This is a genomic window from Streptomyces sp. NPDC059785, assembly GCF_042732375.1.
Classification (GTDB): Bacteria; Actinomycetota; Actinomycetes; order Streptomycetales; family Streptomycetaceae; genus Streptomyces.
The window spans coordinates 1-26,282 of sequence record NZ_JBHWHV010000027.1 but is presented as its reverse complement, the minus strand read 5'-3'; the positions used below and the strand labels follow the sequence as shown (position 1 = coordinate 26,282).

The window sequence follows — 26,282 nt, the reverse complement described above, 5'->3', positions numbered from 1 at the left end:
CCCCGCAGGGTGCCGTTGCGCCATGACTCACGCCTGCCGGGACTCGGTGGTGAACCAGACCGTGGTGTCCGGGGGGACGCGGTCCGTCACCGGTGCGGAGGACGCCAGGAGGCGGGTGCCGGCCGGGAGCGCCACCGGCTCGGTGCCGAAGTTGGCCATCACCTCGACAGGACCGTTGGCGAAGCGCAGCACCTGGTCGGGGGAGGCCGTCCAGCGGAGGTCACCCGCACCCAGCCGGTGGCGGCGGCGCAGTTCGAGCAGGCCGCGGTAGAGCCGCAGTGTGGAGCCTGGCCGGTCGCGCTGCGCGGACACGGCGTAGGAGCCGTAGTCGGCGGGCTGGGGCAGCCAGGTGTCCGGGTTGTCGCCGAAGCCGAAGGCGGGGCCCTCCGCCGTCCACGGCAGCGGCACCCGGCAGCCGTCCCGTCCGCGGATGCGGTGCCCGGAGCGCTCCCACACCGGGTCCTGGCGTGCCGCGTCCGGGAGCGCGGTCGCCTCGGGCAGCCCCAGTTCCTCGCCCTGGTAGAGATAGGCGGAGCCGGGCAGGGCGAGCATGAGGGCGGTCGCCGCTCGGGCCCGGCGCAGCCCGAGGGGCCGGTCGGGCTGCGGGTCGTCGGCGCCCACACCGTGTTCCAGCTCGACGGGTCCCTCGTAGCCGAAGCGGCTGGCGTGGCGCATCACGTCGTGGTTGGACAGCACCCAGGTGGTGGGCGCGCCGACCGCGTCGTTGGCCGCCAGCGACGCGTCGATGACGTCGCGCAGTGCGTCCGCCTGCCACGGCGTCTCCAGAAACCGGAAGTTGAACGCCTGGTGCATCTCGTCGGCGCGGATGATCCGGGCGGCGCGCTCGGGCGGCAGCCATGCCTCGGCGCACAGGATGCGCCGGCCGTCGTAGGTGTCGAGGAGCCGGCGCCAGGTCCGGAAGATCTCGTGGATGCCCTCCTGGTCCCACATGGGCGGCATGACACCGTCGACGGGCTCGATCACACCGTGGGTGGGGCGGGGCCAGTCCGGCAGCCCTGGCGCCTTGACGAGGGCGTCGCACACGTCGACGCGGAAGCCGTCGGTGCCGCGGTCGAGCCAGAAACGCAGGGTCTCCTGGAAGTCCTCCCGTACGGCTGCGTTGTCCCAGTTCCAGTCGGGCTGGCCGGGGTCGAACAGGTGCAGATACCACTGTCCCGGGCTGCCGTCGGCCTCGGTGATCCTGGTCCAGGCCGGCCCCTCGAACATCGACGTCCAGTCGTTGGGCGGCAGGGAGCCGTCCGGACCGCGGCCGTCCCGGAAGTGGAACAGGGCCCGTTCGTCGCTGCCGGGCGCGGCGGTGAGCGCGGCGCGGAAGGCCGGGTGCTGGTCCGAACAGTGGTTGGGTACGAGGTCGACGATGACGCGGATGCCCAGTTCGTGGGCGCGGGCCAGCAGCGCATCGAAGTCGGCGAGGGTGCCGTAGCGCGGATCGACCGCGCGGTAGTCGGCCACGTCGTAGCCGCCGTCGCGCTGGGGCGAGGGGTAGAACGGCGAGAGCCACAGGGCGTCGACCCCGAGGTCCGCCAGGTGGTCGAGGTGCGCGGTGATGCCGGGGAGGTCGCCGGTGCCGTCGCCGTCCGCGTCGGCGAAGGAACGGGGGTAGACCTGGTAGATGACGGCGGTCCGCCACCAGGTGTCGTCGGCGGGCAGGCCGGTTATCGCGGGCGCGAGCGCGGGCGTCGGGTCGGCTGTCGTCATAGCACCGGGCTTTCCTGGACGTAGATGTCGCTTCGGCGGTCGCCGAGCAGGTCATTGTGCGGGGAGAGGGCCTTCTCCCGGGACAGGTGGAGGAAGAGGTCGGACACGATCCGCTGCTCCGGGCAGGTGACGGCCGCCGTCAGCCAGCCGTACTGGTTGATGACGGCCGTGCCCCGCGTCCACTCCTGCCCGCGCTCGGTGCCGCCGCGGTCCGCGCAGACGATGTAGAGGCCGTTGGCGCGCGCGGCGGCCTGGGCCTGGGTGATCTCCGCGGGGCGTTCGCCGGCCGGGACGTCGGTCAGCGGCCAGTTGGTCGGCACCACGATCAGGTCGGCGCCCGCCAGGGCCAGTCGCCGGGGCATCTCCGGGAACTCGAGGTCGTAGCAGATGAGTACGCCGATGCGGCCGTGCGCGGTGGTGACGACCGGGGGCGCCTGGTCGCCGGGGGTGAAGAAGAGCGTCTCGCGGTCCCACAGGTGCGTCTTGCGGTAGACGGTCCGCACTCCGCTCGCGTCGACGACGGCGGCGCTGTTGTACAGCATGTCGCCCCCGGTCCGGCCCGTGCCTCCGCCCCCGTCCCCGCTCTCGCCCTCGCAGAAGCCGAGTACGACGACGGTGTCTGTGCCGGACAGCATGGCCGTGAGGTCGTCGAAGAAAGGGTCGGTGGCGGTGATGGCGGTGTGCCGCGCCTCCTCCGAAGACGCGAACACGTAGCCCGAGGTGGTCAGTTCGGGCAGGACGACGACGTCGGCCCGGTCGGCCAGGGCACGCCGTACGGCGTCCCGGGCCAGCTCCTTGTTGTGCGCCAGGTCGCCGACGCGCGGCGCCAGTTGTTCGCACACGACGCGGGTGACGCCGGTCTGTCCGGCCGCGCTGGACGCGGTCACTTCACGGCTCCTTCGGTCAGGCCGCTGATCAGGCGTCGCTGGAGCAGCGCGTATGCCAGCAGGACGGGGAGGGCGACCAGGACGGCGGCCGCCGCGGTGACGGCCGGGTCGCTGGAGCGCGCGGCCCCGGAGAAGAAGGACAGCGCCAGCGGCACGGTCTGCACGGTGGCGTTGTCCGGTACGAGGATGAGGGCCAGCAGGAACTCGTTCCAGGTGAACAGGAAGAGCACCGTGCTCAGGGTGGCGATGGCGGGACCGGCGACGGGCAGCACGACCAGGCGCAGGGTCTGCAATCGGTTCGTGCCGTCGATCCGCGCCGCCTCCAGGAGTGCGGTGGGGACCGACGCGAAGAACGACCGCATCCACAGCACGCCCAGCGGCACCGACAGCGCGATCTGCGGCAGGATCAACGCCCAGTAGGTGTCGACGAGCTGCCATCCCGCGAGCAGTTCGTACAGCGGCAGCACCGTCACCTCGTAGGGCAGCACCAGGCCGAGGAGCAGCAGGCCCAGGATGAGTCTGCCGCCGGGCACCCGCATGGTGGCGAGCGCGAAACCCGCCAGGCACGCCAGGACCACGGTGACCACGACGACGGTGACGGACACCAGCGCGCTCGACAGCAGGGCGGGACCGAAGCGGCCCTGGGTCCACGCCGTCGAGTAACTGGCGAAGGACAGCCCGCCGGAGGAGCCGGCCACGCCGTGCAGCGAGGACACGACGACCGACACGAGCGGGAAGACGGCGACGACGGAGGCGAGGACGAGCAGCACATGCGTGGCGACGCTCTCGCCGCGGGCGATCCTCATGACTGCACCTTCCTGCCCGGCCGGACCGGCCGGCGCCGTCCGCCGTCGCGCTCCCGCAGCGACAGCTGCACGGCCAGCACGACGACGAGGATCACTACGGTGAGCACGATGGCAAGGGCGGAGGCCCGTCCGAGCATGCGGTTCTGGAACGCGTCCTGGTAGACGTACAGGCTCGGCACGGTCGTGGTGGTGCCGGGGCCGCCCCGGGTGGTGTTCCAGATGAGATCGAAGTTGCGCAGCGCGAAGGTGACCGTGAGGATCAGCGCGATCGAGATCTGCGGGCGCAGCGCGGGCAGGGTGATGGAGAAGAACTCCCGCACGGGCCCGGCGCCGTCCAGGCGGGCCGCCTCGTAGGTCGAACGGTCGATGGCGACGATGCCGCTGAGGAAGAGCACCATGCACAGGCCGTACTCGACCCAGGTGCCGATCACGCCGATCGAGGGCAAAGCGGTGTCGAAGTCGCCCAGCCAGCTGGTGGCGAACCGGCCCAGGCCCACGGCCCGCAGCACGGCGTTGACCGGGCCGTCCTCGGCGAGCAGGTTCCGCCAGGCGACGGCGACGACGACGCTGGAGAGGATCTGCGGCAGGAACAGCACGGCCCGGAACACCGTCAGCCCGTACACCCTGATCCGGGACATGGCACCGGCCAGCAGCAGTCCGGCGCACACCGGCAGGGCGGCGTAGAAGACCAGCAGGAGCAGCGAGTGCATGAGTGCGGCGCGCAGCTGGTGGTCGGTGAAGACGGCCGTGTAGTTGCCCCAGCCGACCCAGGTGCCGACGGTCAGGCCGTCGTAGGCGTAGAACGAGTACCAGACCGACACGCCGATGGGGTACAGCACGAAGACGCCGAAGAACGCCAGGGCCGGTGCCACGTACAGCAGCGACGACCAGGACAGGGAGGAGAGGTAGGCGACGAGGGGGTGGCGGCGCGGTCGCCGGGTCCGGTCGGGACCGGTGGTGGGGGTGCGGTGCCGCCCGGGGGCGAGGGTGCTCATTGCGTCTGCCTCGCCTTCTGCCAGGCTGCCTGGACCGCCTTCGTGAAGTCGGCGCTGCTCGCACGGCCGGCCATGACCTCCTGGAGCTTGCCGCCCATCACGCTGAGCATGTCGGTGGCGGTCCAGTCGTAGTAGCCGACCTGGGTACCGGCGGCGATCGTGCGTTTCAGCGCGTCCAGAGTCTGGCTCTGTAGGCTGTTCGCCCCCTTCACGCCGTCGGTGACGACGGGCAGCCGGCCGGTGTCGAGGATCTCCTGACCGGTCTCGGGGGTGTGCAGGGCCGCGAGGAAGGCGACCGCGGCAGGTGTGACCTTCGAGGAGGCGGAGATGTGCCACGGGGAGGCGGTGGCTCCGGCGCCGCCGGTGGTGAGCGCGCCGAAGCCGAACTTCTCCGGGTCCAGCGTGGCGCCGTTCCAGGAGCCGCCGACGAAGAACGCGCCCGAGCCCTTGGCGAACCGGGTGACCGCGTCCTCGTTGCTGAGACCGTCGTAGCCGGAGCCGAAGTAGCCCTTCTCCGCCCAGTCGGCCATCGTGTCGGCCGCCTTGGCGTTGCCCTCGGTGGCGAAGGTCGTGTCCGCCTTGCCGCCGATCCAGTCGCGGATGCCGTCCGGCTGCTGCTCGGTGGCGGCGAGGTCGGAGAAGATGTGGGTGGCGGCGTACTGGTCGCTGTTGCCCAGCATGATGGGCTGCTTCCCGGCCTTCTTGACGACCGGCAGCTCCTTCTCCAGGTCGCTGAGGGACCGGGGCGGCTCAAGGCCCAGGGACTTGAGCACCGCCTTGTTGTAGTAGATGCCCTGGACCTCGCTGATCGGGGACATCCCGTAGAGGTTGCCGCTGCCGAACGCGGTGCCGTCGCCGTTCCAGCGGGCCGGGGCCAGCGTGCTCGCACCGGTGCCCGAGATCCAGTCGTAGGCGGCGGCCACGTCGTCGAGCGGGCGCACCAGCTTGGCCTTCACCAGGGCTCCGTCGACCGCGTAGCCGATGTTGCCCTCGAAAAGGTCGGGCGGGTTGCTGCCGGACGCGGCGTTGACGACGGTGGCGACCAGGTCGTCGAAGCTCTTGTAGGTGATGTCCACCTTGACGTTCGGGTACTTCTTCTCGAACGCCGGGATCACCGACTTCATCAGCGGCTTCTCCGCCTGGTCCGCCCACATCCGCAGGGTGACGTCGCCGAGGGCGGCGACGTCGGCGGTGGTCACCGGCGCGGTGACGGCGATCTGGCTCTGGGCACCGGCGGACTTGCCCGCCCCGGGCGGACTGCACCCGGCGCAGGCGAGGACGGCGGCCAGCGCTACGGCTGCGGCGGCGCCCGGAGCGAACCGGGGCAGCCCTGCTCGTTCAGGACGTACACGATGTATGCGACGTACGGTTCTCATCAGCTGCACCGGTCCTTGGTGGGGTGGGGTCAGCCGGCGTAGGTACGCAGGCGGATGGTGGCCGTGGCTTCGTGCGCCGTCATGCCCTCGCTGGCGGAGATGGTCTCGACGGCCTCGGCGAGCAGCGGCGTGGCCTCGCGGCTGATGCGCTGGTAGGTGAGCGGCTTCAGGTAACGGGAGACGGAGAGTCCGGCGCTGTGCTTGGCGCCGCCCGCGGTCGGGAGGGTGTGGTTGGTGCCGGCCATGCCCTTGTCCGAGTAGGCGACAGTGCTCCAGTGGCCGAGGAAGAGGGAGCCGTAGTTGGTCAGCCTGTCGTGGTACCAGTCGTCCTCGGCCGTCTGCACCTCCAGGTGCTCCGGGGCGAGTTCGTCCATGACGGCCACCGCGTCCTCGCGGCTGCCCACCAGGATCACCGAGCCGAAGTCCCGCCAGGCGGGGCCACAGATGTCCTTCGTGGACATCGTCGAAAGCTGACGCTCCACCTCGGCGATGACGTCCCGGCCGAGCTCTTCGGAGGTGGTGACCAGCGCGGCCGGTGACGTGGGGCCGTGCTCGGCCTGGCCAAGGAGGTCCGCCGCGACGGCCTCGGCGTCGGCCGTCCCGTCGGCGATGACGGCGACCTCGGAGGGCCCGGCGAGCAGGTCGATCGCGACGGTGCCGAACAACTGGCGCTTGGCCTCCGCCACGTAGGCGTTCCCGGCGCCGACGATCATGTCGACGGGCGGCCGGCCGAGGAGGCCGAAGGCCATGGCCGCCAGGGCCTGCACGCCGCCGATGACGTAGAGGTGGTCGATCCCGGACAGGTGGGCGGCATAGGTGACCGCGTCGTTCGCGCGGCCGTCCGGCTGCGGAGGCGTGCACCCGAGCACCGTCGGGACGCCCGCGGCCTTGGCCACGCCCACCGTCATGAAGGCACTGGCCGTCAACGGGAAACGGCCCGCCGGCAGATAGGCCCCGACCGCGCCGACCGGCACGTAGCGCTGCCCGACCACCAGGCCGGGCGCTATCTCCTCCTCGAAGTCCGTCAGGTGCGCGCGCTGTAGTCCGGCGAAGCGCTGTGTGCGCTCGGCGCCCAGCTCGATCGCCTCGCGCAGCGCCTTCGGCAGCCGGTCGCCGCTGCGCGCCACCTCCGCGGCGTCCAGTTCGACCGCACCGTCGGACTGGCCGTCGAGCGTGCTCGCGTAGCGGCGGATCGCGTCCATGCCGTGGCGCTCGATGTCCGACAGCATCCGGCTGACCGTTTCGATGACCTCGGGGTCGCGCTGGGCCGGCGGAGCGTCGACGCCGGGAGCCTTCAGCAGGGTGAAGCGGTCGGCGTAGGCGGTGGTGAAGCGGGAGCTCAATTTCATGCGATGAGCCTGATACATGCTGTGACCTGGGACAACCCCGATTTATCCTCGGCTCGCCATAGGGCGGTCCTATAGATCGCGAACTGTGGATCGTGTGCCAGGATGCAGCACATGCCGCCCTCATCCGCCCCGGCGATAACCCTCAACCAACTGCGGGCCTTCCTCGCCGCCGCGCGGCTGGGCACCTTCTCCGCCGCCGCGGCGGAACTGCGCACGACCCAGCCCTCGGTCTCCGAGCTGATCAAGCGCATGGAGGACCACTACCGCGTACCGCTCTTCACCCGGGGCGCGCGGCGGCTGGTCCTCACGACGGCGGGCCAGGAACTCGTGCGCTACGCCGAGCTGGCGACCGAAGCGGCCGACGGCGCCGACCGCGCGCTGCGCTCACTGACCTCGCTCGACGGCGGTGTGGCCACCTTCGGCCTGCTGCGCAACGCGGACTACTACTTCCTGTCCGAGCTCCTCGACACCTTCCACGCCCGCCACCCCCTGGTACGGCTGCGCATCGTCGGCCTGAACTCCGTGGAGGTCGCCGAAGCCGTCAGCTCGGGCGACCTCGAAGCCGGCCTTGTGGTCCTGCCCATCGACGCCGAAGGCCTCGACGTCACTCCGCTGATGCGCGACGAGGTCGTCTACGCCTCCGCGGACCCGGATCACACCACGCGCCCGGTCACGTTGGCCGACCTCGCGGCCGCGAAGCTGATCCTCTACGACGCCCACTACGGCTGGCGGGACCCGACCCGGCGCCAGCTCGCCGAACGCGCCCAGGTGGCGGGCGTCACCCTCTCCGCGGTCATCGAGGTCGAGCACGTCGAGGCCGCGCTGCACATCGTGGCGCGAGGAGCGGGCGACACGATCGTCTCCCGCGCCGTCGCCCGCAGCCGCACCTTCCCCGAGAACCTGCACACCGTCGGCTTCGCCGAGCCGCTGTACGACACCATCGCCGTGGTCCGCCGGCAAGGGGCCGTCCTGTCACCCGCGACCCGCGAGATCACCCGGCTGGCCCGCCGCATGCTGCTCACGCACTGAGACCGCTCAGTCAGCGGTGAAGCGGCAGGGCGGCAGGGCGGCAGGGCCGAGATTGCTCACCGCGGTGACCGGGGACAGCGGCTTTCATGCAGGGGTCTGTCTTCAGCGGCCTGGGTGGTTCCCGGCCCATACCGTGGGAGTCCGGCCCGACCACGGACTTGCCTGTTCGAGTTGGCCGGCGACGCGGAAGAGCCGGCTTTCGAGGCCGTATCCGGCGGCGAACTGCATACCTATCGGAAGCCCCGTCCCGGCGTCGGCCGTCACGGGTACGGACATGGCGGGCGTGCCCGCCACGTTGAACGGCATGGTGAACGGCGACAGGTCATGGATGCGCTCGATCCAGCCGAGGCCGTCCAGTGTCTCCGCACCCTCGGTATGAGTGCCCAGCGGCAAGGGAGGCTCCGGCAGGGTCGGCGTGAGGAGGATGTCGTACGCGTCGAAGTACCGCGCCAGGCTTCGGGCCACCCGGTTCCGCATCGCGAGAGCGGTGAGGAATTGCGGGCCGCCGACCCGCTGCCCGTAGTGGTAGCCGGCGAGGGTCGCCGGCTCGAGGGTCGAGGAGTCGACGGGGCGGCCGAAGGCGGCGGCCAGCCCGTCGACCATGGTGGCGAGGTTCACCGTCATGAGCCGGGCGTTGGCCAGGACGAATTCCTCCCAGTCGGCGCCGAGGTCGACCTCGGCCTCCTCCACCTGGTGACCGAGGGATTCGAGCAACCGCACGGTGCGGGAGAGGGCGTCGGTCACCGGTGCCGTGGTGCGGCGCCCGCCCCACGCCTGGGCGAGGACAGCGATGCGCAACGAGCCCGGATGACGGGTGACTTCCTCCGCGTACGGCCGTGACGGCTCCTGGGCGAAGTAGGGGTCGCCCGCTTCCGGGCCGCGTATCTGGTCGAGCAGTACCGCACTGTCGCGTACGGTGCGGCTGACGCTGCCGTGCACGGCCAGGCCGCTGAAGACCTCGTCGACGCCGGGCCCCATGGACACCCGGCCGCGGGTGGGTTTGATCCCGAACATGCCGTTGTACGCGGCGGGGACACGGAGCGATCCGGCGGCGTCGGTGCCATGGGCGACCGGGACCACTCCCGCGGCGACCGCGGCGGCCGCGCCTCCACTGGATCCGCCCGCGCTCCGATCCGGGTCCCACGGGTTGCGCGTCGCGCCGTACAACGCTGATTCCGTCGAGATGCCGTAGGCCATCTCCGGCGTCGCGGTGCGCCCGAACGTCACGAGGCCGGCGCGACGGAAGCGCAGCATCAGTGAGGAGTCGGAGCCGGCGACGTTACCGGCCGCCAGACGGCTTCCCAGCTCCATCGGCCTGCCGGCCATGGCCACCGCGATGTCCTTGATCAGGAAAGGGACGCCGGCCAGGGGTGCGCTGCCGGGGGCTGGTGCGTCGTCGGACGGCCAGGTCTCCACGACGGCGTTGATCAGCGGATCGACCGCCTGTACGGCCTCGCGCGCGGCTGCCTCCAGTTCGGCGGGGAGCACCTCGCCCTTGGCCACCAGATCCGCCAGCCCGACCGCGTCGAAGCTCACGTATTCAGAAACTTTCACTGTCACTCCATGACAAGAACGATACCGCTGAGTGTCGAACGATACCCGACGGTATCAAAAGGGTATGGCTGGTACCGTAGGGGGTCGCGAACCCCACGATCGGAGTGACGGAGCAGTCATGGCATCGACCCTCAGCAGGCCGGGCAGAGTGGCGAAGCTGCCGCCTCGTGAGCGCATTCTCGACGCGGCCGAAGAGCTCTTCCAGGCAGAAGGGATCCGGCAGGTGGGGGTCCAGACGATCGCCGACAAGGCCGAGACCACCAAAATGGCGATCTACCGGCACTTCGAGACCAAGGACGCGCTGGTCGCGGAGTGGCTGCGGATCGTCGCCGCCGATTATCAGGCGGCCTTCGACCGCGTGGAGACCGAATACCCCGACCGGCCCGAGGAGCAGATCCTCGGCCTGGCCCGCTTCATCGCGGAGGGGCTGCCGGCGATCTCGTACAGGGGCTGCCCGTTCATCAACTCCCTCGCCGAACTGCCCGACCGCCTTCATCCGGCACGGCAGGTGATCGAGGACCACAAGGCCCACCAGACCCGCAGGCTGATCGGCATGTGCACCAAGGCCCGGATGCCCGACCCCGAACAGGCCGCGGCCGAGATCACCTTCGTACTCGAAGGGGCGCAGGTCAGCACACAGAACGGAAGCATCGATCGGACGGGAGACCGCCTGATGAAGATCGTCGAGGGAATCGTGGACCGGCACCGCCCCCACCCCGGCGCACACAGGGCGGCTGACTGACCGCCCGTGCCGCCCGCCCGACCGCGGAGCTTACGGTTTGTGGGTCACCCAGAGCAGTTCCGCCGGCCAGCGGTGTGCCCAGTCGGGCGGGTCGGTCTCGTTGTAGCCGTTGGGCGTTCCGAGTTCGGGCCGCGGCTCGATGAGGTCGTCGATGACGAGACCCGCGCCGCGCAGGACCCTGACCCAGTCGCCGTAGGTGAGCTGATAGCTGGTCGCACCGTCGCCCTCGGCGATGGTGTCCAGCCCGAAGTAGTTCTTCTGCACCGTCGTGGTCACGCGGTCGGCGGCTTCGTCGTAGCACGCTTCGAACCATGGGCCGACGACGTTGAACACCAGGCGCCCGCCTCGGCGCAGGACGCGTGCGGCCTGCGGGACGGCCAGGTGCGGGGGCGCCCAGCTGAGCCCACCGAAGTCGCAGAACATCAGGTCGAAGCTGTCGGCGGCGAAGGGGAGCCGTTCGGCGGCGCCCTGGACCAGCGGGTAGCGGGCCGCTCCCATCGCGCGGGCCACCGCTGCGAGTTGGGCTTCGGACAGGTCGAGCCCGACCACGGTGGCGCCTTCGGCGGCTAGCGCCCTGGACCACTGGCCGGCCCCGCAGCCGAGTTCGAGGACGCGCTTGCCGGTGACGTCGCCCAGGGCGTGCAGGTGCGCGTCGGGGATGGAGTACATGCCCCACAGCCGGGGTGCGGCGCCGATCTGCGGGTCGTGCTCGTGCTGGTAGGCGCTGCTGATCCGGTGTCAGAGCCGCCGGTTGGCGGGGATGCTGTCCACGTGCCGACTCCTTCCAGTTCCCGTACGTCCTGTCCTGCCTGGCCTTGATGGACCGCGACGGCCGCCGCGAGCTGGAGGTGGCCCCGGGCGCCTTCGCCTCGTTCCGCCGCCACCTCGAAGACGCCCTGCGCACCACCGTGTGGGGGAGGGGCTGCACGAGCTGGTACAAGACCGGGACCGGCAGGATCACCGTCAACTGGCCGCACCGAGCCGCCCGTTACCGCACGCTGACGCGTACACCGGACCCTGCCCACTTCCGCGAGCAGGGATGACGGTCACCCGCGCCGCACGTGCGGTGTACCGGTTGTCTCACTCCTCTTCCGGTCGCGGCGCGCAGTGCTTCTCCAGCTCCGCCGCCGCCCACCGGATCGACGGCAGCGGATCGTCGTGCAGATGGCGCAGGGCCGGCAGGACCGCTCGCACCGCGGCGCGGTTCTCCGTGTTGTCGCCGTCGGCGATGTCCGCGATGAGCAGCAGCAGGGTCGGGCGGGCCCGGTTGTCGGGGTCGCTCATCAGCTCCGCGAGGAACGGCACCGCGGGTGCCGCCGCGGTCAGCGACGAGTCCTTGGAGACCAGCAGCCGGTACAGGTCGTGGACCGCGTCCATGGCGGTCTTCTTGTCGTCGGACGCCACCTTGCCGATCAGGCCGGGCACCGCGTGCGCGGGTCCGCGTGCGGACCAGTACGAACCCCAGTCGACGTCGTGCAGACGCTGCTGGAGCTCGCGGTGCGGCCAGAGCCTGTCCGCAGCGAGGCGCAGCGCCACCGGGCCGGACGCTCCGGTGACGTAGAGCGTGCCGTCGCTCGCCAGGGCCAGGTCCGTGATGCCGGTGCCCAGCCGCAGCCGGGCCACCGCGCCGCTGTCCAGGTCCCAGACGCGGACCAGGCCGTCCGCCCAGGCGCAGGCCAGCGCGGGGCCGGTGGCCAGGCCGGCGGCCGTGAGCGCGGTGACCGCGGTGCGCCGCCGCTCGAAGGGCAGCGGCCGCGGCACGCGGTCCGTCTGCCAGTAACGCAGCACACCAAGGGCGTCGCCGCTGACCACGGCCCGGCGGGCGGCGTCGAGACGGACGCAGGCGAGGGCGGTCACCGGAGCACGGTGCAGCGGCTCGCTGACGGCCGCGGAGGGCCCGTCGGCGGTCGCCTCGGCGGTGGACTCCCACAGGTGGACGCGGCCCTCGGCGTCGCCCGCGACGGCCAGGGCGGCTTCCTCGTCGAGGGCGATGGCGGTGCGGTCCGGCACCAGGGCGCGAAGGACGGCGGGGACGGTGACGGCGGGGGCGCCGCCGGGGACACCGCCTGCGAGGCTGCCGGGGAGGCCGCCTGCGAGGCTGCCGGGGAAGTCGCTGGTGGAGCTCACCCGCCAGCGCCCTCGGTCGTCGGTGTCGCCGTCGGTGAGCGCGAACGGGCCGAGCTCTTCCAACGGTTCGGGTACCTCGCCGGGCGGCACGATGTCCTTGTCGGCGCAGACGATCCCCAGCGTCTCGACGACGTGGAGCAGCGCCTCGCGGGTCCGGCCGTGGATCACCAGGGCGAAGTCGGCGCCGGGGCCGCGGCCGTGGGTGATGAGCGCGTCCGGCCCGCCGTACATCAGCGCATCACAGCCCAGCTCCTGCCACGGCAGCAGTCCCAGCTCCCCGTACGAGGCCGTCAGCCGTTCCAGGACCTCCGGGGCGTCCTTCAGATCCGCGCGGCGCACCTTGAGGGTCCAGCCGTAGTGGCCGGGCAGCCGTTCCAGGGCCAGTTGCAGGAAGAACTCCGACAGCGACCGGCTCTGCAACTGCCAGCCGCTGCCGGTGCTGACCAGCACCCTGGGGTCGGGATGGGCGGCTTCGGCGGCGAGGTAGCCCCACTGGTTGCAGTACTGGTACTCGGACATGAAGACGCAGATCCGCCGGTCGGGGGCGTCCGGCGGCAGGAACGGGTTGTCCCTGGGCAGCCCGTCCGCCCGCGCGGGATCCGAACTGGCGGCACCCTCAGCGTCGTTGTCGTCGTCATCGGCTTCCCGCTCGCCGTACTCGTCGACCCAGATGCTCGGCGGCCACTGGGTGTGCGTCCAGTAGAGCCGCGGACGGAACGAGAAGGAGTTGACCGGGGTGTCCCACCACTCGGCCAGCGCCTCGGGGACGGGCAGGCTCTCGTCGATGCCGTAGGCGGAGTTCTCCCCGCCCCAGCGTGAAGCGACCGGCTCGCCTCCCGGATCCTCGTACCCCCACTCCCGCTGCACCGCGTCGAGCAACTCCCAACGGGACCGGCCCTGTTGATCCTGGAGCCGCCGAGCGAACTGACCGTAGTCGATGATCTCTGCCACGCTGGCATCGTACGGGTGTTCGCGCGGGGTCTCAGGGGTGGTGGCGGTGAGTGGGGGTGTCCGGCGCACCGCCCGGCAGCGTGCCGGTCGGCTCAAGCGGAGCAGCGAGGGCGGCCGTCGAGGCCGGAGGGGGCCGCCGTACCCGCGAGGTACCGGTCGAGCATCTCGCGGCGCTGGGCGAACTGCTGCTCCTGGCGGGCGAGTTCGTCGCGGACCTGCCGGACGCGGGCCAGGAGTTGTGTGCACTCGCCCGCGGGCGGTGTCGGTGTGGTGCACGGAAGGATGTCCCGGATGACTTCGGACGGCAGGCCCGCGCGGTAGAGGTCCTGGATGAAGGCGACCTGGCGTACGGCTTCCGCACCGTACTCCCGGTACCCGTTGGCGCGGCGGTCGCTGGAGAGCAGCCCCTGGTCCTCGTAGTACCGCAGCGAACGGGCGCTGGCCCCGGTCGCCCTGCTGAGTTCTCCGATGCGCACGCGTTTCCTCCACCGAGCCGGACTTGACATTGACGTCAATGTCAGAGTTTAGCGTTCCGGGCATGAAGAGGAACCAAGAGACGAGGCGGCGAACCGCGGTCGTGACCGGCGCCGCGACCGGCATCGGAGCCGCGATCACCGAGCGGCTGGCCGGACAGGGCATGCACCTGGTCCTGGTCGCACGGGACGGCGCACGCCTGGAGGCGGCGGCCGAGCGGCTGCACGCCGAGCACGGGGTCCAGGTGTCGACGCTGGCGCTGGACCTGTCGCAGCAGGGTGCTCCGTCCCGGCTGGCGGAGTGGCTGGCAGGTGCGGGAATCGAGGTCGACGTGCTGGTCAACAATGCCGGCGTCAGCCTGATGGGGCCGGTCGCCGACAGCGATCCGGCTCGGGTGCGGGGCCTGGTCGATCTCAACGCGGGCGCGGTGGCGGAGCTGACGGCGCTCCTGCTGCCCGCCATGGTCGCGCGGGAGAGGGGCGCGATCGTCAACATCGCGAGCACCGGTGCGTACGCGCCCGCTCCGTATGTGGCCGCCTACGCGGCCTCGAAGGCGTTCGTGCTGTCCTTCACCCAGGCGGTGTGGGCCGAGACGAGGGCGACGGGGGTACGGGTCGTGGCGGTCAGCCCCGGTCCGACCGACACCGCGATGAACACACGGCGCGTGCCGGGCAAGCGCGGGCCCGCTTCCGTCGCGGACACCGTGATGTCCGCCTTGCGCGGCCGGGGCCCGGCGGTCGTCGACGGCCGTCTCAACACCCTCCAGACCGTCGTCTTCGGTCGCCTGCTGCCCGCGTCGGCGGCTGCCCGGATCGCGGAGCGATCTCTGCGCAAGGCGGCGCTCGGGAGCTGAGGTTCCGCGCCTGTCCCGACCTTCCAGGGGGGCGGGCCGGGATTCCGGGTGGGATCCCGGCCCGCCCTGTCACCATGGCAGGTAGCGAAACCGTGTCGGAGCGGTGAGCGAAGGGGTGTGCCATGTTCAGGCGACGGCGGAAACACCAGAAGACGGGGCAGGATCCTCTAGCTTCCATGCCGGAACTGGACCGGATCGAAACGCGTGTGATGGCGGTCGGGGCGCTCGCTCTGCAAGGAGCGGTCCATGTGCTGTGCCGCGGTGACGAGAGCGCGGCCAGGCATGCCGAGCACATGCAGAAAGTGCTGGCTCATCTGGGGCGACGAGTCGGCCGCTTGTCCGCCGGCGATACCGATGACGTCAGGCGCGCGGCCTACCGGGCCGACGTGGTCGTCGGTACTGTCGACGACTTCATCGCCGACCTCGGGCGTGAGAGCGAGCTGGGGATCACCCGGCACACGGCCATGGTCGAGGGCGGCCCGGACGGCACGCCGAGCGCGCTCCTGCGTACCTATCGCAAAGTGGTCCCCGCCTGACGAACAGGTGTCGCCGGCCGCGCGGTGTCATGGCCCGGTTGGTGCGAGCCGGCTCAGCATTCGCCTCGCCAGGTGACGGATGTGATGGTGATGGGCGCCCAGTTGGTGGCGTACTCGCCGGGGCCGGGGGCGTAGTGGATGCACGTCGAGTAGTTCCACTCGACCCAGGTGTAGCCGAGTTGTACGTGATCGGCGCCCGGGTAGCGGTAGCCGTTGTTGAACGTGGACTTGACGTTGTGGACGGCGCCCGACCAGTTGCCCTTCGTCGCCAGGAGCAGTGTTCCGCCCTGGTCGAACTCGGAGTAGGCGCAGAAGGCGCCCTTCGGGCAGGTCGGGTGGTTGACCTCGGCCGAGGCCGGTGTGGTCACTGCGACGGATCCGGCGAGTGCGGCGAGTGCGGCGAGCAGGCCGGCGGTACGGCGACGCATGATGTCTCCTCGGTAGGGCTCGGGTGGAGCATGTGCGGCGTACCTCGTACGAGCGCGGGTGCTGCCGCGCTGCGGAGGTACGGGGCTGATGCGTGACGGATCACTGGAGCGATCAGCGCACCGATCAGTGGAGCGATCAGCGGGCGATCACCGGAGCCGTCAGTCTTCCGGGCCGCCGGTTGCGGCCGCCACACGTTGAAGCGGTGTCTTAAACGGACGCTTCCGCACCGCCGAGCAGGACGAGACCGGTCGTGGTGATGGTGTGGACGACGTACTTGTGGTGCCGCACGCTCAGCAGCAGGCCGGCCCGGCGCAGGATGGCCGTGTGCTGGCTGACGGCGGCCGCGGAGATGCCCAGCCGTTCGGCGAGTTCGCCGGTGGTGCGCCCGGTGACTGCGTCCGCCAGGATGGCGGCCCGCATCCGGCCGAGCAGCGCGGTCAGCTCGGTGCCGCGCTGCGGGGCGGTGTCCGGCCTGGGCCAGCCGGGGGAGTGCTGGATCGGGTAGACGAGGACGGGGATGCGGTCGGCGGCGAGGTCGACCAGCATCAGCGGTCTGTGCCGGCAGAAGAAGGACGGCTGGAGCACCAGTCCGCGTCCGTCCAGCCGCAGCACGCGGTCGGTGGGATAGTCGGCCACCAGCACGGGCGGACGCCAGTGCAGGACAGGCTGGAAGCTCATGAGCAGCCCGTCCGTGCCGCCGGCCAGCGCTGTCCGGGCGCGTGCGGCGCGGTCGGCGTCCACCTGCGCCCGGATCTGCGGCCAGAACGGCAGGACCGCCCGCTGGTAGAAGCTGTGCAGGGCGGTGCCCAGTCGATGCAGAGCAGGTGTGTCTCCCGCGGCCAGGGCGCGGGCGATGTCCGGCAGTGGACGGCGTCGCAGCGGGGAGGCGGCGAGGCGGGCCAGGTCGGTGCGCAGGGCTGAGCGGGGCGTCCCGAGCACGGCGTCGAGTGCGCTCGGCAGGGTCCGTGCGTTGTGCGGTGCGGACGCGGTGGGGGTGAGGAAGTCGGGGAAGTAGCCGCGGGAGGGTAACAGCCCGGCCAGTAACCGGTCCGTCGGGCCGAGCCGCGGACGGACGAGACCGCGCCACGTACCAAAAGCCGAGCGGTCGTCGTCGGCTGTCAGGGCGTGGAAGCCGTTGGCGATCTCCCATAGAGGATCGGGCGCGGCGGCGATACGCACGCGTGCGATGTCGTCGGGGGTGAGGTGCACCTGCAACATTGGCTGTCTCCGTGAGTGGTCGACGGTCCATCGGGTCGTGCGTGTGAGGCGGTGCGGCTGCCGGGTCTCCGGAGGCAGCGGGGTTGCTCGCCACGATGTCTCCGGGCCCCCGGGCCGGTGACTTCGCCGCAGTCGCCGTTTCGGCACCGGCAAGGGCACCATCGGCTGGACGAAGCCACGCCGACGCCCCGGCCTCCTGGACCATTGGCGACAGGCCGAGGTTGCTTTCCTTCTGATACTTCGGCGCGCCCGTTGCTGACCGGGGCACAGTGAGCGCGGCATCAATCGCCTCGAAAGGCACCGCGCCGTGGCGACTCGCTATGACAAGCTCACGGTCCGCTACGAGGCGACCGCCCTCGCACGGGTCGTCAGCGAGTGGCTGCAACTACTCACACGGATCGTTCCATGCAGACCAGCTGATCCCGCTCGTCCCACGACTCGGTGACGGTGAAACCGAGCCGCTCGTACAGAGCGATGGCGTCGGCCCGCCACTTCCACACCGACAACCGCACCGCGCTGACGCCGCTTTCCTCAGCATGTACGAGCGCGGTGCTGATCAGGCTGAACGCGATGCCCTGCCCCCGAAATGCCGGCTCCGTCCAGAGTCTCTTGATCTCGGACCGTCCGTCGACGGAGGCGGTCACCACCAGGCAGCCCACCGCGGTGTCCCCGCTCAGCGCAAGCAGCACGACATCGTCAGCGAACACGGACTGTGGATCCGCGATCTCTGTCCGGTAGCGGTCCGGCAACCCCTCCACACCGGCGACGGCCTCACCCTTCTCGGCCTGTGTCTGCACATGGTAGGCCGCCAGCAGATCTGCCAGTCCTCCCTGGACGGGAGGGACCTGACCTGGCCAGCGGACGACGGCGATCTCGCGTTGATGGATCATGGCGCGAGCATCGCATGACGGATGCCAGGGCCAGAACCGTCAGTCGCACGGGCAGGCAGACGCTGCACGGACGACCCGACCGCCCGATCCGGCGCCCGGGGTCCGGGGTCCGGGGCCCGGGCCCCGTGTCACGCCAGTCCGGCCGCGATGGCGCGGCGGACGGCGTCGGCGCGGTCCTGGATTCCGGCCTTGGCGAACAGGTTGTTGATGTGGGTCTTGACCGTGGCCTCGCTGATGAAGAGCTTCTCGGCGATGGCACGGTTGGGCAGGCCCTGGCCGATGAGGGTGAGCACCTCGCGTTCGCGACGGGTGAGGTCCGCGGGGAGCGGCTGCGCGCCGGCCGGCGGGCGTGTGCGGACGGTGGCCAGGAGGCGGTTCTGCACCTCGTGGTCGAGTACGGACTGTCCCGCGGCGGCGGCCCGGATCGCGCGGACGATGTCCTGGCGCCCCGCGTTCTTCGTCAGATAGCCGCGGGCGCCGGCGCTCAGCGCGGCCAGGATCGAGTCGTCGTCGGCGAAGGTGGTCAGCACGACCACGGCCGTCCCCGGGTGCTCCTCGCTCAGCCGGCGGGTGGCCTCCGTACCGTCCATCACCGGCATGCGCAGGTCCATCAGGACGACGTCGACCGGTGCGGCGGCCACGGCGGCGAGCACCTCCGTGCCATCCGCGGCGGCGAACACGACGTCGATGTCCTCGGTCATGTCGAGCACCGCGGCCAGGGGCTCGCGGACGGCGGCCTGGTCATCGGCGACGATCACCTTCAGCGGGCGCACGGCCGGCGGGTCCTGCGGGTTCTGCGGCTCCTGGGCTGGTTCGTTCGTTGTCATCCTGGGATCCTTGCCTCCACCTGCCAGCCGCCCCGGTCCGGTCCCTCGGTGAGCGGACCCGCGGTGAGGGTGCCGCCCAGCAGGGCGACGCGTTCGCGCATTCCTATCAGTCCCATGCCGCTGCCGACACCCGCGGTCGCCTCACCGGTCGCGGGCCCGTTGCGGACGGCGAGGGTGGTCGAGGCGGCGCCGAACGTCAGCTCCACCGCGATCTCGGCCCCGGGAGCGTGCCGGGCGGCGTTGGTCAGCGCCTCCTGTGCGATGCGCAGCACGTTCTGGGTGACCTGTGCCGGCAGCTCACGGACGCTCCCGGTGACGGTGAGCACCTCGCGGTGGCCGGACGACTCGATCATGGCGGTCAGGCTCTCGAGCAGCGGAAGGGAGTCCTCGCGCAGCGCGTGCACGGTCCACTGGGCCTGCTTCAGACTCTCCTTGACCAGGCTCTGCGCCTTGTTGTGCGCCGCGCGGACCTTCTCCAGGTCACCGGTGTCGATCAGGGCGTCCGCCAGTTCCAGGTGCATGTTGATCCCCGCCAGCGAGTGCGCCAGCACATCGTGGACGTCGCGGGCGATGCGGCCGCGTTCGGTGAGTACGGCCGTCCGTGCCTCGGCCCGCGCGGCCCGCTCGGCGGACTCGGCGGCCTGGAGTCTCGCCTCCACCGCCTGTTGCTTGCTGCGGCCCATGATTCCGGCCACCACCGGGATGCCGGTGCTGAGGCCGAAGGTCCAGGTCAGTACCTGGTGATCGGGGCCGATGTAGAAGTAGAAGACAGCGCCGCACAGCAGGCTGGACAGGGCTGCCGCCGCCAGGGCCGGCTTGAGGGGGAGGCGGTAGCCGGCGTGGCCGACGAGGAAGTAGGCGAAGAGGTAGCCGGAGCCGCTGTTGCTCACCTCGAGCAGGGCGGCCGACGCGACGACACCGGCGGTCAGCCAGGCCAGCGCGGCGCGCCGCGGGAAGTCGGGCGGCAGATGCCTGGCCGTCAGGGCGACGGAGTTGACCACCAGCAGGGCGGCCACGGCCAGGCCCTGGCCGCTGGTGCCCACCGGCCGGACGGTGATGACCGCGATGGCGATGATCAGCAGGGTGACGGCCCACTGGGCGGCGTCGTGCCGCAGCACGACCCGAGGGCCGGGCTCCTGTGCGGAAGCCGGCCCGGGGGCTGGGGGTTTGTCGGTAGTGGACACGGCGCGACGATAACCCGTGCTCAGACCGTCCGGTCCGCGGTGACCGCCGCGCGCCGTCCGTCCACGGCCGGCTGGGACTGCTCCCGGGCGACTGCGCGGGCGCGGAGGAAGATGGTGCCCAGCCGCGTGACCACCTCGGTGAGCGCCATCAGTACGAACGCGGCCACCCATGCGTCCTCCGTGGTGATCTGGTGGGCCAGGCTGAAGCGGGCCACGTTGTCGGCGCCGCCGTGGTCGACCCAGAGCTGGAAGCCCATCCGTGCGCCCATGCCCAGCACCCACAGGGTCGCGGAGACCGCGCCGGCCTTGATGAAGAGGTGCGTGTCCACCTTGCGTATGCGGGTGTAGATGCCGCCCGCGATGCCGAGGGCCGCGCCGATGGCGACGAGCGTGCCGATCAGCACCAGGTCGTTGCCGGCCGTGGGCACGGTGTTGAGGTAGCTGTGCGCCACGAACGCCACGATTGCCAGAGGGATCACGTACGACTTGGTGTCGAGGCGGCCCTCTCGCAGCTGTCGGAAGACGACGAGGAGGAGGGCGATGTCGGTGATCCAGTCGGTCGTTGTCATGCCTCAAGCCTGCTGGTACGGGCCCGATCGCGCCTGGACCCATGGGTGGAACTATGGGTGGAGTCCGGTCGGCCATGGGTGGAGACCGGTCGGTTGGGGACCGGTCGGCTGGAGACCGGTCAGCCATAGGTGGAGTCCGGTCGGCTGGAGTCCGGTCAGCCGGTGATCTCCCGGGCCCACGGGAGCAGCAGTCGTTCCAGCAGGACGACGAGGTAGAAGAGCAGCACGCTCATGATGCTGAGCAGGGCCATCGCCGCGAAGGCGAGAGGGGTGTCGGCGCTGCCGCCCGAGGCGACGATCACGTAACCGAGCCCCTGGTCGCCGCCCGCGAACTCGCCGACGACGGCGCCGACCACGGCCAGCGTGACGGCGAGCCGGAGGCCGGTGAAGACCTGGGGGAGGGCCCAGGGGATGCGCAGCTTGCGGTAGGTCTGCCAGCGGGAGGCGGCGAGGGAGCGGGCCAGCTCGGTCAGTTCCAGGGGGACGGAGGTCAGTCCGGCCATCGTCGCCACCACGACGGGGAACCAGGCCAGCAGGGCGACCATCACCACCTTGGGGGCGGTGCCGAAGCCGAGCCAGACCACGAGCAGGGGCGCCACGGCGATCTTGGGCACCGCGTTGACGGCCACCAGGAGCGGCATGACGGAGCGTTCCACGGCGCGGGACGCGGTGAGCAGCACGGCGGTGACGAGGCCCGCCCCCACGGCGAGGCCGAAGCCGACGGCCGTCTCCGTGAACGTCCGCCAGGTCTGCCGGAGCAGATAGCCGGGCAGCCGGTCGAAGGCGCGGACGACGTCGGCGGGTGACGGCAGCAGGAACGGCCGGATGTCGAAGACGACGGTGGCCAGCCACCATCCGGCCAGCGCGCACCCGGCCGCGAGGGCCGGGCCGCCGGCGGTCAGCAGGCGTCGCATGGCGTGGGTGCGCGGCCGATGGTCGAGTACGTCAGGTGACCGCGCACCAGCAGCCGGGGGTCGTGGACCAGCCGGCCCAGCTCGTCCAGCTCGGCCCGTGTCATGCCCGCCGCCAGGAAGCCCGCCCGCGCCTGAGCGAGGTTCGCGCCGATCAGCAGGGCCCCCGCCGTCCCGCCAGGCCAGGACCGGGCGTGGATCACCGTGTCGATGCCGGTCAGGCCCGCTTCCAGCATGGCGGCGGGTACGCGGCCGGCCCAGGCGGGATCGTTGCCGTGGGCCGCCAGGACACGTTCGACGAGCAGGACGTGGTAGCGGTCGACGAGTGCGGCGGCGTGCATGGTGGGCGCTGCGAGGACGAGTTTGCGGAACGTCGTCTCGAAGTCCTCGACCACCAGCGCGCCGCCGGGCGCGAGGGCCGCGGCGAGCCGGCGCAGCACGGCCTCCCGCGAGGGCAGGTGCATCAGCACGAGCCGGGCGTGGATCACGTCCCACGGCCCGTCGGGTACCGGTTCCCTCTCCAGATCGTGCCGCAGTACTTCGTACGGTGCGGGCGCCGGCAGGTGCTGGGTGTCGACGTCGGTGGCCAGCACCCGTCCGGCCGGTCCGGCCGCCTCGGCCAGCCAGGCGGCGACGCTGCCGCCCCCGGCCCCGGTCTCCAGACAGCGCCGGCCGGTGAGGTCACCCAGGGCCGACAGCCGGGAGATGGTGAACTCGTCGAGCAGCGCGGCGAGTTGGACGTGCCGGTCCGCGGCCTCGGGGGCGTCGTTGCCGAAGGCGTACGAGGAGTCGGCGGGCCCGGGAGTTTCCACGGCCGTCAGTTCGTGCGCATGGCGTCGAAGTCGACGTAGTCCTGCGGTGTCGTGCCGGCCCGGATGAGCCCTTGTTGCCGCAGCGTCGCGATGGCCCGCCGCATCCGGTCCTCGGTGATCAGCCCGACGGACGAGGTGCCCCGGGCCGTCACGGACGGCGTCATGAGCTCGATCTCGGCGGTCGCTGCGGCGGCGTCCGTCTCCGGCTGCTTGCTGTGCAGCAGCTTCCCGGCCTCCTCGGGGTGCCGGACGGTGTACTTCAGTGCCTTCAGCATGGCGGTGCGGAAGCGTCTTACCAGGTCCGGCTGCTTGGTGGCGAGACCGGCCGTGGTGACCGTCGCGTTGCCGTAGAGGTCGGGCAGGTAGGTGCTGTAGGGGAACACCGTCACGCGTTTCGACCGGGCCTGTTCGGTGGCCTTCTCCACGGTCGGCCGGCCGATCAGGAACGTGCTGAGCGCATCGGTCTTGCCGCTCGCGAGGGCGGACCCCAGCTGGGCGGGCTGGACCGCGATCCAGTGGATGCCCGCGGTGTCGACGCCGGCGAGCTTGGCGTAGCCGGGGAAGAGGAGCTGGTTCACGGAGTTGGCGGCGGCCGCTATGCGCTTGCCCGTGAGGTCCTTCGGGCTGTCGATGCCCGAGCCCCGCATCGCCATGATGGAGACGAGGGTCTGCTGGTGGATGGCGAGCACGGCACGGAAGTCGCGGTAGGCCGTGGAACCCTCGGCCCCGGCGGAGATCATCGCTCCCGTCAGGTCCAGGCTGGCGAACTGCGCCTTCCCGGAGGCGAGCGCTTTGAGATTCTCGCCGACGGCCTTTCCGAGTTCGATCCGCACGTCGATTCCCGACTGGCGGAAATAGCCCTTCTGCTCGGCCACCCAGGCGAACGCGTCCCGTCCCGCCGCTCCGAAGGCGGTGACATAGGTGACGTGGTCCTTCGCCGGGCTCGCGCTCTGCGACGGTGAGGTGGAGTCACAGCCGACGGCGGCCACCAGCGCGGCCACCGTGCAGAACACCGTCGTCCATCGGGCACCGGACATCATGGTTCGGACTGTACGCGTACATGTCACACTGCAGCAGGGCGGTTTTCGGCACTTCGCCAACGGTGGCCGGTGGGAGTCGACACGTGATCCACATTCGGGGCGTGCACCAGGAATTCCCGCATCGCAGGGGCAGCGTCGAGGCGCTGCGCGACGTCGATCTGGACGCCGCCGACGGGGAGTTCGTGGCCGTCGTAGGGCGCTCCGGGTGCGGGAAGTCGACGCTGCTGCGCCTGATCGCCGGGCTGCTGCCGCCGACGCGCGGCACGGTAAGGGTGGGCGGACGCGACGTCACCGGGCCGCGCCCCGACTGCGCCGTCCTCTTCCAGCGTCCGGCGCTGCTGCCCTGGCGGTCGGTGCTCGACAACGTACTGCTGCCCGCCGAGATCTCCGGCGCGGGACGCGGCAGCTCGCGCGCACGGGCGCTCGACCTGCTCGCGACGATGGGCCTGGACGGCTTCCAGCAGCGGCTGCCGCACGAACTCTCCGGCGGCATGCAGCAACGGGTCGCGCTCTGCCGGTCGCTGATGCAGCGCCCCCGGGTGCTGCTGATGGACGAGCCGTTCTCCGCGCTCGACGCGCTGACCCGGGACGAACTCTGCGCCGAGTTGCAGCGGACGCACCGCGAGCACCCGGCCACCGTCGTCCTCGTCACCCACTCCGTGGACGAGGCCGTGCTGCTCGCCGACCGCGTGGTCGTCCTCACCCCCCGCCCCGGCCGGATCCGCACGGTGCTCGACGTCCCCCTCCCGCGCCCGCGCAGCCGAGCCGAGACCGACCAGGCGGCGCTGCTGGCCCGCCACGCGGCGCGACTGCACGCGCTCCTGGCGGACGGCGAGTCGTGACCGCCCAGCGGCCCGGCGCGCCTACCGTTACCCGGCCGTTCGTCCAGGCGGACCGCGTCCACCGACAGGTCACCGACGACCGGGCGCCTCGGCGGGTGATGTTCCGCAGGCGCTGCCCCACCGGTACCGCTCGCCCCGACGGTGGCCGGCTCCGGGACCGGCTGCCTGGCGGGAGCCGACGGAACGGCTGTCCGGCGTCGGCTACGCCCTCCCACACCGTCAGGACGCCGAATGACCGCCGGTCACGAAGGAGCGTACGCCTCGGCGTCGCTCACCGCGGCCGGGTCGCAAGCGGCCAGGCGACGCCGTCGACCGCCAGCCAGGGCGCGACGGCCACGCCCGCGGGAGTCAGTCCGGCGAACGCCCTGACCTCACGGTGCAGATGCGACTGGTCGGCGTACCCGCTGCGGACGGCGGTACCGGCCGCGTCGTGTCCCGCCGCGAGCAGGTGGGCGGCGTGGTCGAACCGGACCAGCCGGGCGGCGTGCTTGGGGGTGATGCCGAGCTGCGAGCGGAAGCGGGCCCACAACCGCTTGCGGCTCCAGCCGACCTCGTCCGCCAGGCCGTCGACCCGTACCCGCCCCCGGCCGGTGAGCGTGTGCCGCCAGGCATGGGCGACCTCCGGGTCGACCCGGGCCCGGCCCTCCAGCCGCCGACCGAGGACATCACGCGCGACGGCGAACCGCTCGTCCCATGACCCGGCGGCGCGCAACCTGTCCCGGACCCGTCCGGCGTCCCGGCCCCAGACGTCGTCGAGGGCGGCCACCGTCCCGGTCAGCTCGGACGAAGCGCCGAGCACCGCCGCCGCCAGGGCCGGCTCCAGCCGGATCTGGAGGCACTCCACCTTCCCCCACCCGGCCGCCCGCAGCCCGTCGGGAAGGAGCCCGACGACGGCGCTCCCGCACTCGCGCCGGCCACGGGCGTCATACACGACGGCCCCCTCGTCGCTCAGGTCGACGAAGACGGTGAGGAACGGGTACGCGATCATGGCGATGTCGCCGAACGGTGCGGGGGGCCGCTGCCGGAACCCGGCCATGTGCACCCCCGGCAGCCGATCCGCCGGCCGCGGCACCGCGATTTCCACGGCCGCCCAGTCGAACGGTCCCCCTGTCGGCAGCATGCCGTCAGCCTAGGCCTCGGGAACGGCCGGCGGGATGCCCGCGACCGTGCCGGTGAAAGCCAGCAGCAGGTCGCCGGTCACGTCCGGGGCCTCGATGAGCGGGACATGCCCGACGCCGGGCAGCATCTCGATACGTGTGTTCGGCACCGTGTCGTACTGCCGCGCGGACGACGGCTCCCAGCGGCGGTCGCCCTCACCGAAAACGACCAGCACGGGCACCGGTCTTGGCAGGGCGGCCAGCCGCTCGGGCACGCTCCGTTCGGCGAGATAGGCACTGTTGGCGCGCAGCACCTTGCGGAACGCGCGGTAGGTGGTGCCCCGCACGTCGGCGACCAGTTGGTCGGGCACGTCGACCGGACGGGCCGCGGTCGCCCGGATGCCGCCGCGTATCCACGCGTCGGAGCGCAGCGACCACAGCAGCGGCCCGAACGGCGGACCGAGCAGCACCCGCAGCAGGAGCGGCTGGCGCAGCAGCGCGTCGAGGCTCGGTCCGGTGCTGACCAGGGCGAGCGCTGCCACCAGGTCGGGGCGCTGTTCGGCGAGGGCCGTGGCGACGTAGCCCCCGCTGGAGTGCCCGGCCACGGCGACCCCGGTGAGTTCCAGACTGTCGAGGAGCGCCGCCACCTCGGCCGCCTGCTCGGGCACGGCGTAGGACGACGCGGGTGGTGAGTGGCCGCATCCCGGAAGATCGACCCGGATGACGTGCCGACGGGCGGCGAGCGCCGGGACCATCAGATCCCAGGAGGCACCCGCGGCACCTGAACCGTGGATGAGCAACAGCGGCGGCGCGTGCCGCGGCCCGTCGTGCGTCACCTGCATCCCGTGCGTGTACGTGTACTGGACGTCGTACTTCTTCATGCGAACCACGGTGCACCGACGGTCGGACGCCCGTCTTGGACAAATGTTCCCGTGACCTGTCGTGGAGGAGTACGCCGGAAAGACCGCCCGCCCATTACCTTCCAAGTAGAGCCCGAACGGGGCTCGTGGCCTCCGGGGCCGGTATGGCTCTTTGCCCCTGTCGTGGATGATCCGGGGGGTGCTG

Annotated in this window: 27 protein-coding genes; 6 read left to right on the top strand and 21 right to left on the bottom strand. The window is 71.5% G+C overall.

The window, feature by feature from the left end:
• Positions 1-27: 27 nt before the first annotated feature.
• The 6 genes from ACFV6E_RS21145 to hisD are packed head-to-tail and all read right to left on the bottom strand — an operon-like array spanning position 28 to position 7,132.
• Positions 28-1,719, bottom strand: coding sequence for a glycoside hydrolase family 13 protein (locus tag ACFV6E_RS21145; RefSeq protein ID WP_385463523.1), 1,692 nt, complete (start codon positions 1,717-1,719; stop codon positions 28-30).
• Positions 1,716-2,606 carry a nitrilase-related carbon-nitrogen hydrolase gene (locus ACFV6E_RS21140; protein ID WP_385463520.1) on the bottom strand — a complete coding sequence of 297 codons (891 nt, stop codon included), beginning with the start codon at positions 2,604-2,606 and terminating at the stop codon, positions 1,716-1,718. The genes ACFV6E_RS21145 and ACFV6E_RS21140 overlap by 4 nt, the downstream gene beginning before the upstream one ends.
• A complete protein-coding gene (locus tag ACFV6E_RS21135; protein ID WP_385463517.1) occupies positions 2,603-3,412 on the bottom strand; it encodes a carbohydrate ABC transporter permease in 810 nt (269 codons plus the stop codon). The genes ACFV6E_RS21140 and ACFV6E_RS21135 overlap by 4 nt, the downstream gene beginning before the upstream one ends.
• Positions 3,409-4,407 carry a carbohydrate ABC transporter permease gene (locus tag ACFV6E_RS21130; protein WP_385463515.1) on the bottom strand — a complete coding sequence of 333 codons (999 nt, stop codon included), beginning with the start codon at positions 4,405-4,407 and terminating at the stop codon, positions 3,409-3,411. Before ACFV6E_RS21130 ends, ACFV6E_RS21135 begins: the two co-directional genes overlap by 4 nt.
• Positions 4,404-5,783, bottom strand: a complete 1,380-nt coding sequence (locus ACFV6E_RS21125) for an ABC transporter substrate-binding protein (RefSeq protein WP_385463512.1) — start codon at positions 5,781-5,783, stop codon at positions 4,404-4,406. The genes ACFV6E_RS21130 and ACFV6E_RS21125 overlap by 4 nt, the downstream gene beginning before the upstream one ends.
• A gap of 29 nt (positions 5,784-5,812) precedes the next feature.
• Positions 5,813-7,132: a histidinol dehydrogenase gene (hisD, locus tag ACFV6E_RS21120; protein ID WP_385463509.1), complete on the bottom strand. Its 1,320-nt coding sequence runs from the start codon at positions 7,130-7,132 to the stop codon at positions 5,813-5,815.
• Between the two features lie 111 nt (positions 7,133-7,243).
• Between hisD and ACFV6E_RS21115 the strand changes: the two genes are divergently transcribed.
• On the top strand, positions 7,244-8,161 hold the full coding sequence (locus ACFV6E_RS21115) for a LysR family transcriptional regulator (protein ID WP_385175241.1): 918 nt from the start codon (positions 7,244-7,246) through the stop codon (positions 8,159-8,161).
• A 102-nt stretch (positions 8,162-8,263) separates the two neighbouring features.
• Here the strand turns inward: ACFV6E_RS21115 and ACFV6E_RS21110 are convergent, their stop codons facing one another.
• On the bottom strand, positions 8,264-9,715 hold the full coding sequence (locus tag ACFV6E_RS21110; protein WP_385463506.1) for an amidase: 1,452 nt from the start codon (positions 9,713-9,715) through the stop codon (positions 8,264-8,266).
• 118 nt (positions 9,716-9,833) lie between these two features.
• Here ACFV6E_RS21110 and ACFV6E_RS21105 point away from each other — a divergent pair, with 118 nt between their 5' ends.
• Positions 9,834-10,457: a TetR/AcrR family transcriptional regulator gene (locus ACFV6E_RS21105; RefSeq protein WP_385463503.1), complete on the top strand. Its 624-nt coding sequence runs from the start codon at positions 9,834-9,836 to the stop codon at positions 10,455-10,457.
• Positions 10,458-10,487: 30 nt separating this feature from the next.
• On the opposite strand, the gene ACFV6E_RS21100 is transcribed toward ACFV6E_RS21105, so the two are convergent.
• Positions 10,488-11,189, bottom strand: a complete 702-nt coding sequence (locus tag ACFV6E_RS21100; RefSeq protein ID WP_385463674.1) for a class I SAM-dependent methyltransferase — start codon at positions 11,187-11,189, stop codon at positions 10,488-10,490.
• An 86-nt stretch (positions 11,190-11,275) separates the two neighbouring features.
• On the opposite strand from ACFV6E_RS21100, the gene ACFV6E_RS21095 reads away from it, so the two are divergent.
• Positions 11,276-11,500: a hypothetical protein gene (locus ACFV6E_RS21095; protein WP_385463500.1), complete on the top strand. Its 225-nt coding sequence runs from the start codon at positions 11,276-11,278 to the stop codon at positions 11,498-11,500.
• A gap of 37 nt (positions 11,501-11,537) precedes the next feature.
• Here ACFV6E_RS21095 and ACFV6E_RS21090 read toward each other — a convergent pair whose 3' ends face one another.
• Both ACFV6E_RS21090 and ACFV6E_RS21085 read right to left on the bottom strand, forming a co-directional pair.
• Positions 11,538-13,535: a WD40 repeat domain-containing protein gene (locus ACFV6E_RS21090; RefSeq protein ID WP_385463497.1), complete on the bottom strand. Its 1,998-nt coding sequence runs from the start codon at positions 13,533-13,535 to the stop codon at positions 11,538-11,540.
• A gap of 92 nt (positions 13,536-13,627) precedes the next feature.
• Complete coding sequence (locus ACFV6E_RS21085) at positions 13,628-14,011, bottom strand: MerR family transcriptional regulator (protein ID WP_385177301.1); 384 nt, start codon at positions 14,009-14,011, stop codon at positions 13,628-13,630.
• Positions 14,012-14,073: 62 nt separating this feature from the next.
• Between ACFV6E_RS21085 and ACFV6E_RS21080 the strand changes: the two genes are divergently transcribed.
• Positions 14,074-14,862 carry an SDR family NAD(P)-dependent oxidoreductase gene (locus ACFV6E_RS21080; RefSeq protein WP_385177299.1) on the top strand — a complete coding sequence of 263 codons (789 nt, stop codon included), beginning with the start codon at positions 14,074-14,076 and terminating at the stop codon, positions 14,860-14,862.
• A gap of 176 nt (positions 14,863-15,038) precedes the next feature.
• A complete protein-coding gene (locus ACFV6E_RS21075) occupies positions 15,039-15,398 on the top strand; it encodes a hypothetical protein (RefSeq protein WP_385463494.1) in 360 nt (119 codons plus the stop codon).
• A 53-nt stretch (positions 15,399-15,451) separates the two neighbouring features.
• Here ACFV6E_RS21075 and ACFV6E_RS21070 read toward each other — a convergent pair whose 3' ends face one another.
• The 9 genes from ACFV6E_RS21070 to ACFV6E_RS21030 form a co-directional block, all read right to left on the bottom strand.
• Positions 15,452-15,826 carry a hypothetical protein gene (locus tag ACFV6E_RS21070; protein ID WP_385177296.1) on the bottom strand — a complete coding sequence of 125 codons (375 nt, stop codon included), beginning with the start codon at positions 15,824-15,826 and terminating at the stop codon, positions 15,452-15,454.
• Between the two features lie 208 nt (positions 15,827-16,034).
• Positions 16,035-17,045, bottom strand: coding sequence for an ArsR/SmtB family transcription factor (locus ACFV6E_RS21065; RefSeq protein WP_385463491.1), 1,011 nt, complete (start codon positions 17,043-17,045; stop codon positions 16,035-16,037).
• 389 nt (positions 17,046-17,434) lie between these two features.
• A complete protein-coding gene (locus tag ACFV6E_RS21060; protein ID WP_385463488.1) occupies positions 17,435-17,935 on the bottom strand; it encodes a GNAT family N-acetyltransferase in 501 nt (166 codons plus the stop codon).
• A gap of 128 nt (positions 17,936-18,063) precedes the next feature.
• A complete protein-coding gene (locus tag ACFV6E_RS21055) occupies positions 18,064-18,762 on the bottom strand; it encodes a response regulator (RefSeq protein ID WP_385177290.1) in 699 nt (232 codons plus the stop codon).
• A complete protein-coding gene (locus tag ACFV6E_RS21050) occupies positions 18,759-19,880 on the bottom strand; it encodes a sensor histidine kinase (RefSeq protein WP_385463485.1) in 1,122 nt (373 codons plus the stop codon). The genes ACFV6E_RS21055 and ACFV6E_RS21050 overlap by 4 nt, the downstream gene beginning before the upstream one ends.
• Before the next feature lie 86 nt (positions 19,881-19,966).
• Positions 19,967-20,515 (bottom strand): hypothetical protein, encoded by a 549-nt coding sequence (locus ACFV6E_RS21045; RefSeq protein WP_385463482.1) that lies wholly within the window; start codon positions 20,513-20,515, stop codon positions 19,967-19,969.
• Positions 20,516-20,670: 155 nt separating this feature from the next.
• Complete coding sequence (locus tag ACFV6E_RS21040) at positions 20,671-21,429, bottom strand: ABC transporter permease (protein ID WP_385171331.1); 759 nt, start codon at positions 21,427-21,429, stop codon at positions 20,671-20,673.
• On the bottom strand, positions 21,414-22,238 hold the full coding sequence (locus tag ACFV6E_RS21035; RefSeq protein ID WP_385463479.1) for a class I SAM-dependent methyltransferase: 825 nt from the start codon (positions 22,236-22,238) through the stop codon (positions 21,414-21,416). Before ACFV6E_RS21035 ends, ACFV6E_RS21040 begins: the two co-directional genes overlap by 16 nt.
• A gap of 5 nt (positions 22,239-22,243) precedes the next feature.
• A complete protein-coding gene (locus ACFV6E_RS21030) occupies positions 22,244-23,278 on the bottom strand; it encodes an ABC transporter substrate-binding protein (protein WP_385171337.1) in 1,035 nt (344 codons plus the stop codon).
• A 101-nt stretch (positions 23,279-23,379) separates the two neighbouring features.
• Between ACFV6E_RS21030 and ACFV6E_RS21025 the strand changes: the two genes are divergently transcribed.
• Positions 23,380-24,120: an ABC transporter ATP-binding protein gene (locus ACFV6E_RS21025; protein ID WP_385171340.1), complete on the top strand. Its 741-nt coding sequence runs from the start codon at positions 23,380-23,382 to the stop codon at positions 24,118-24,120.
• 271 nt (positions 24,121-24,391) lie between these two features.
• Here ACFV6E_RS21025 and ACFV6E_RS21020 read toward each other — a convergent pair whose 3' ends face one another.
• Both ACFV6E_RS21020 and ACFV6E_RS21015 read right to left on the bottom strand, forming a co-directional pair.
• A complete protein-coding gene (locus tag ACFV6E_RS21020) occupies positions 24,392-25,240 on the bottom strand; it encodes a helix-turn-helix domain-containing protein (RefSeq protein WP_385463476.1) in 849 nt (282 codons plus the stop codon).
• A 9-nt stretch (positions 25,241-25,249) separates the two neighbouring features.
• A complete protein-coding gene (locus tag ACFV6E_RS21015) occupies positions 25,250-26,098 on the bottom strand; it encodes an alpha/beta fold hydrolase (RefSeq protein ID WP_385463473.1) in 849 nt (282 codons plus the stop codon).
• Positions 26,099-26,282: the final 184 nt, after the last annotated feature.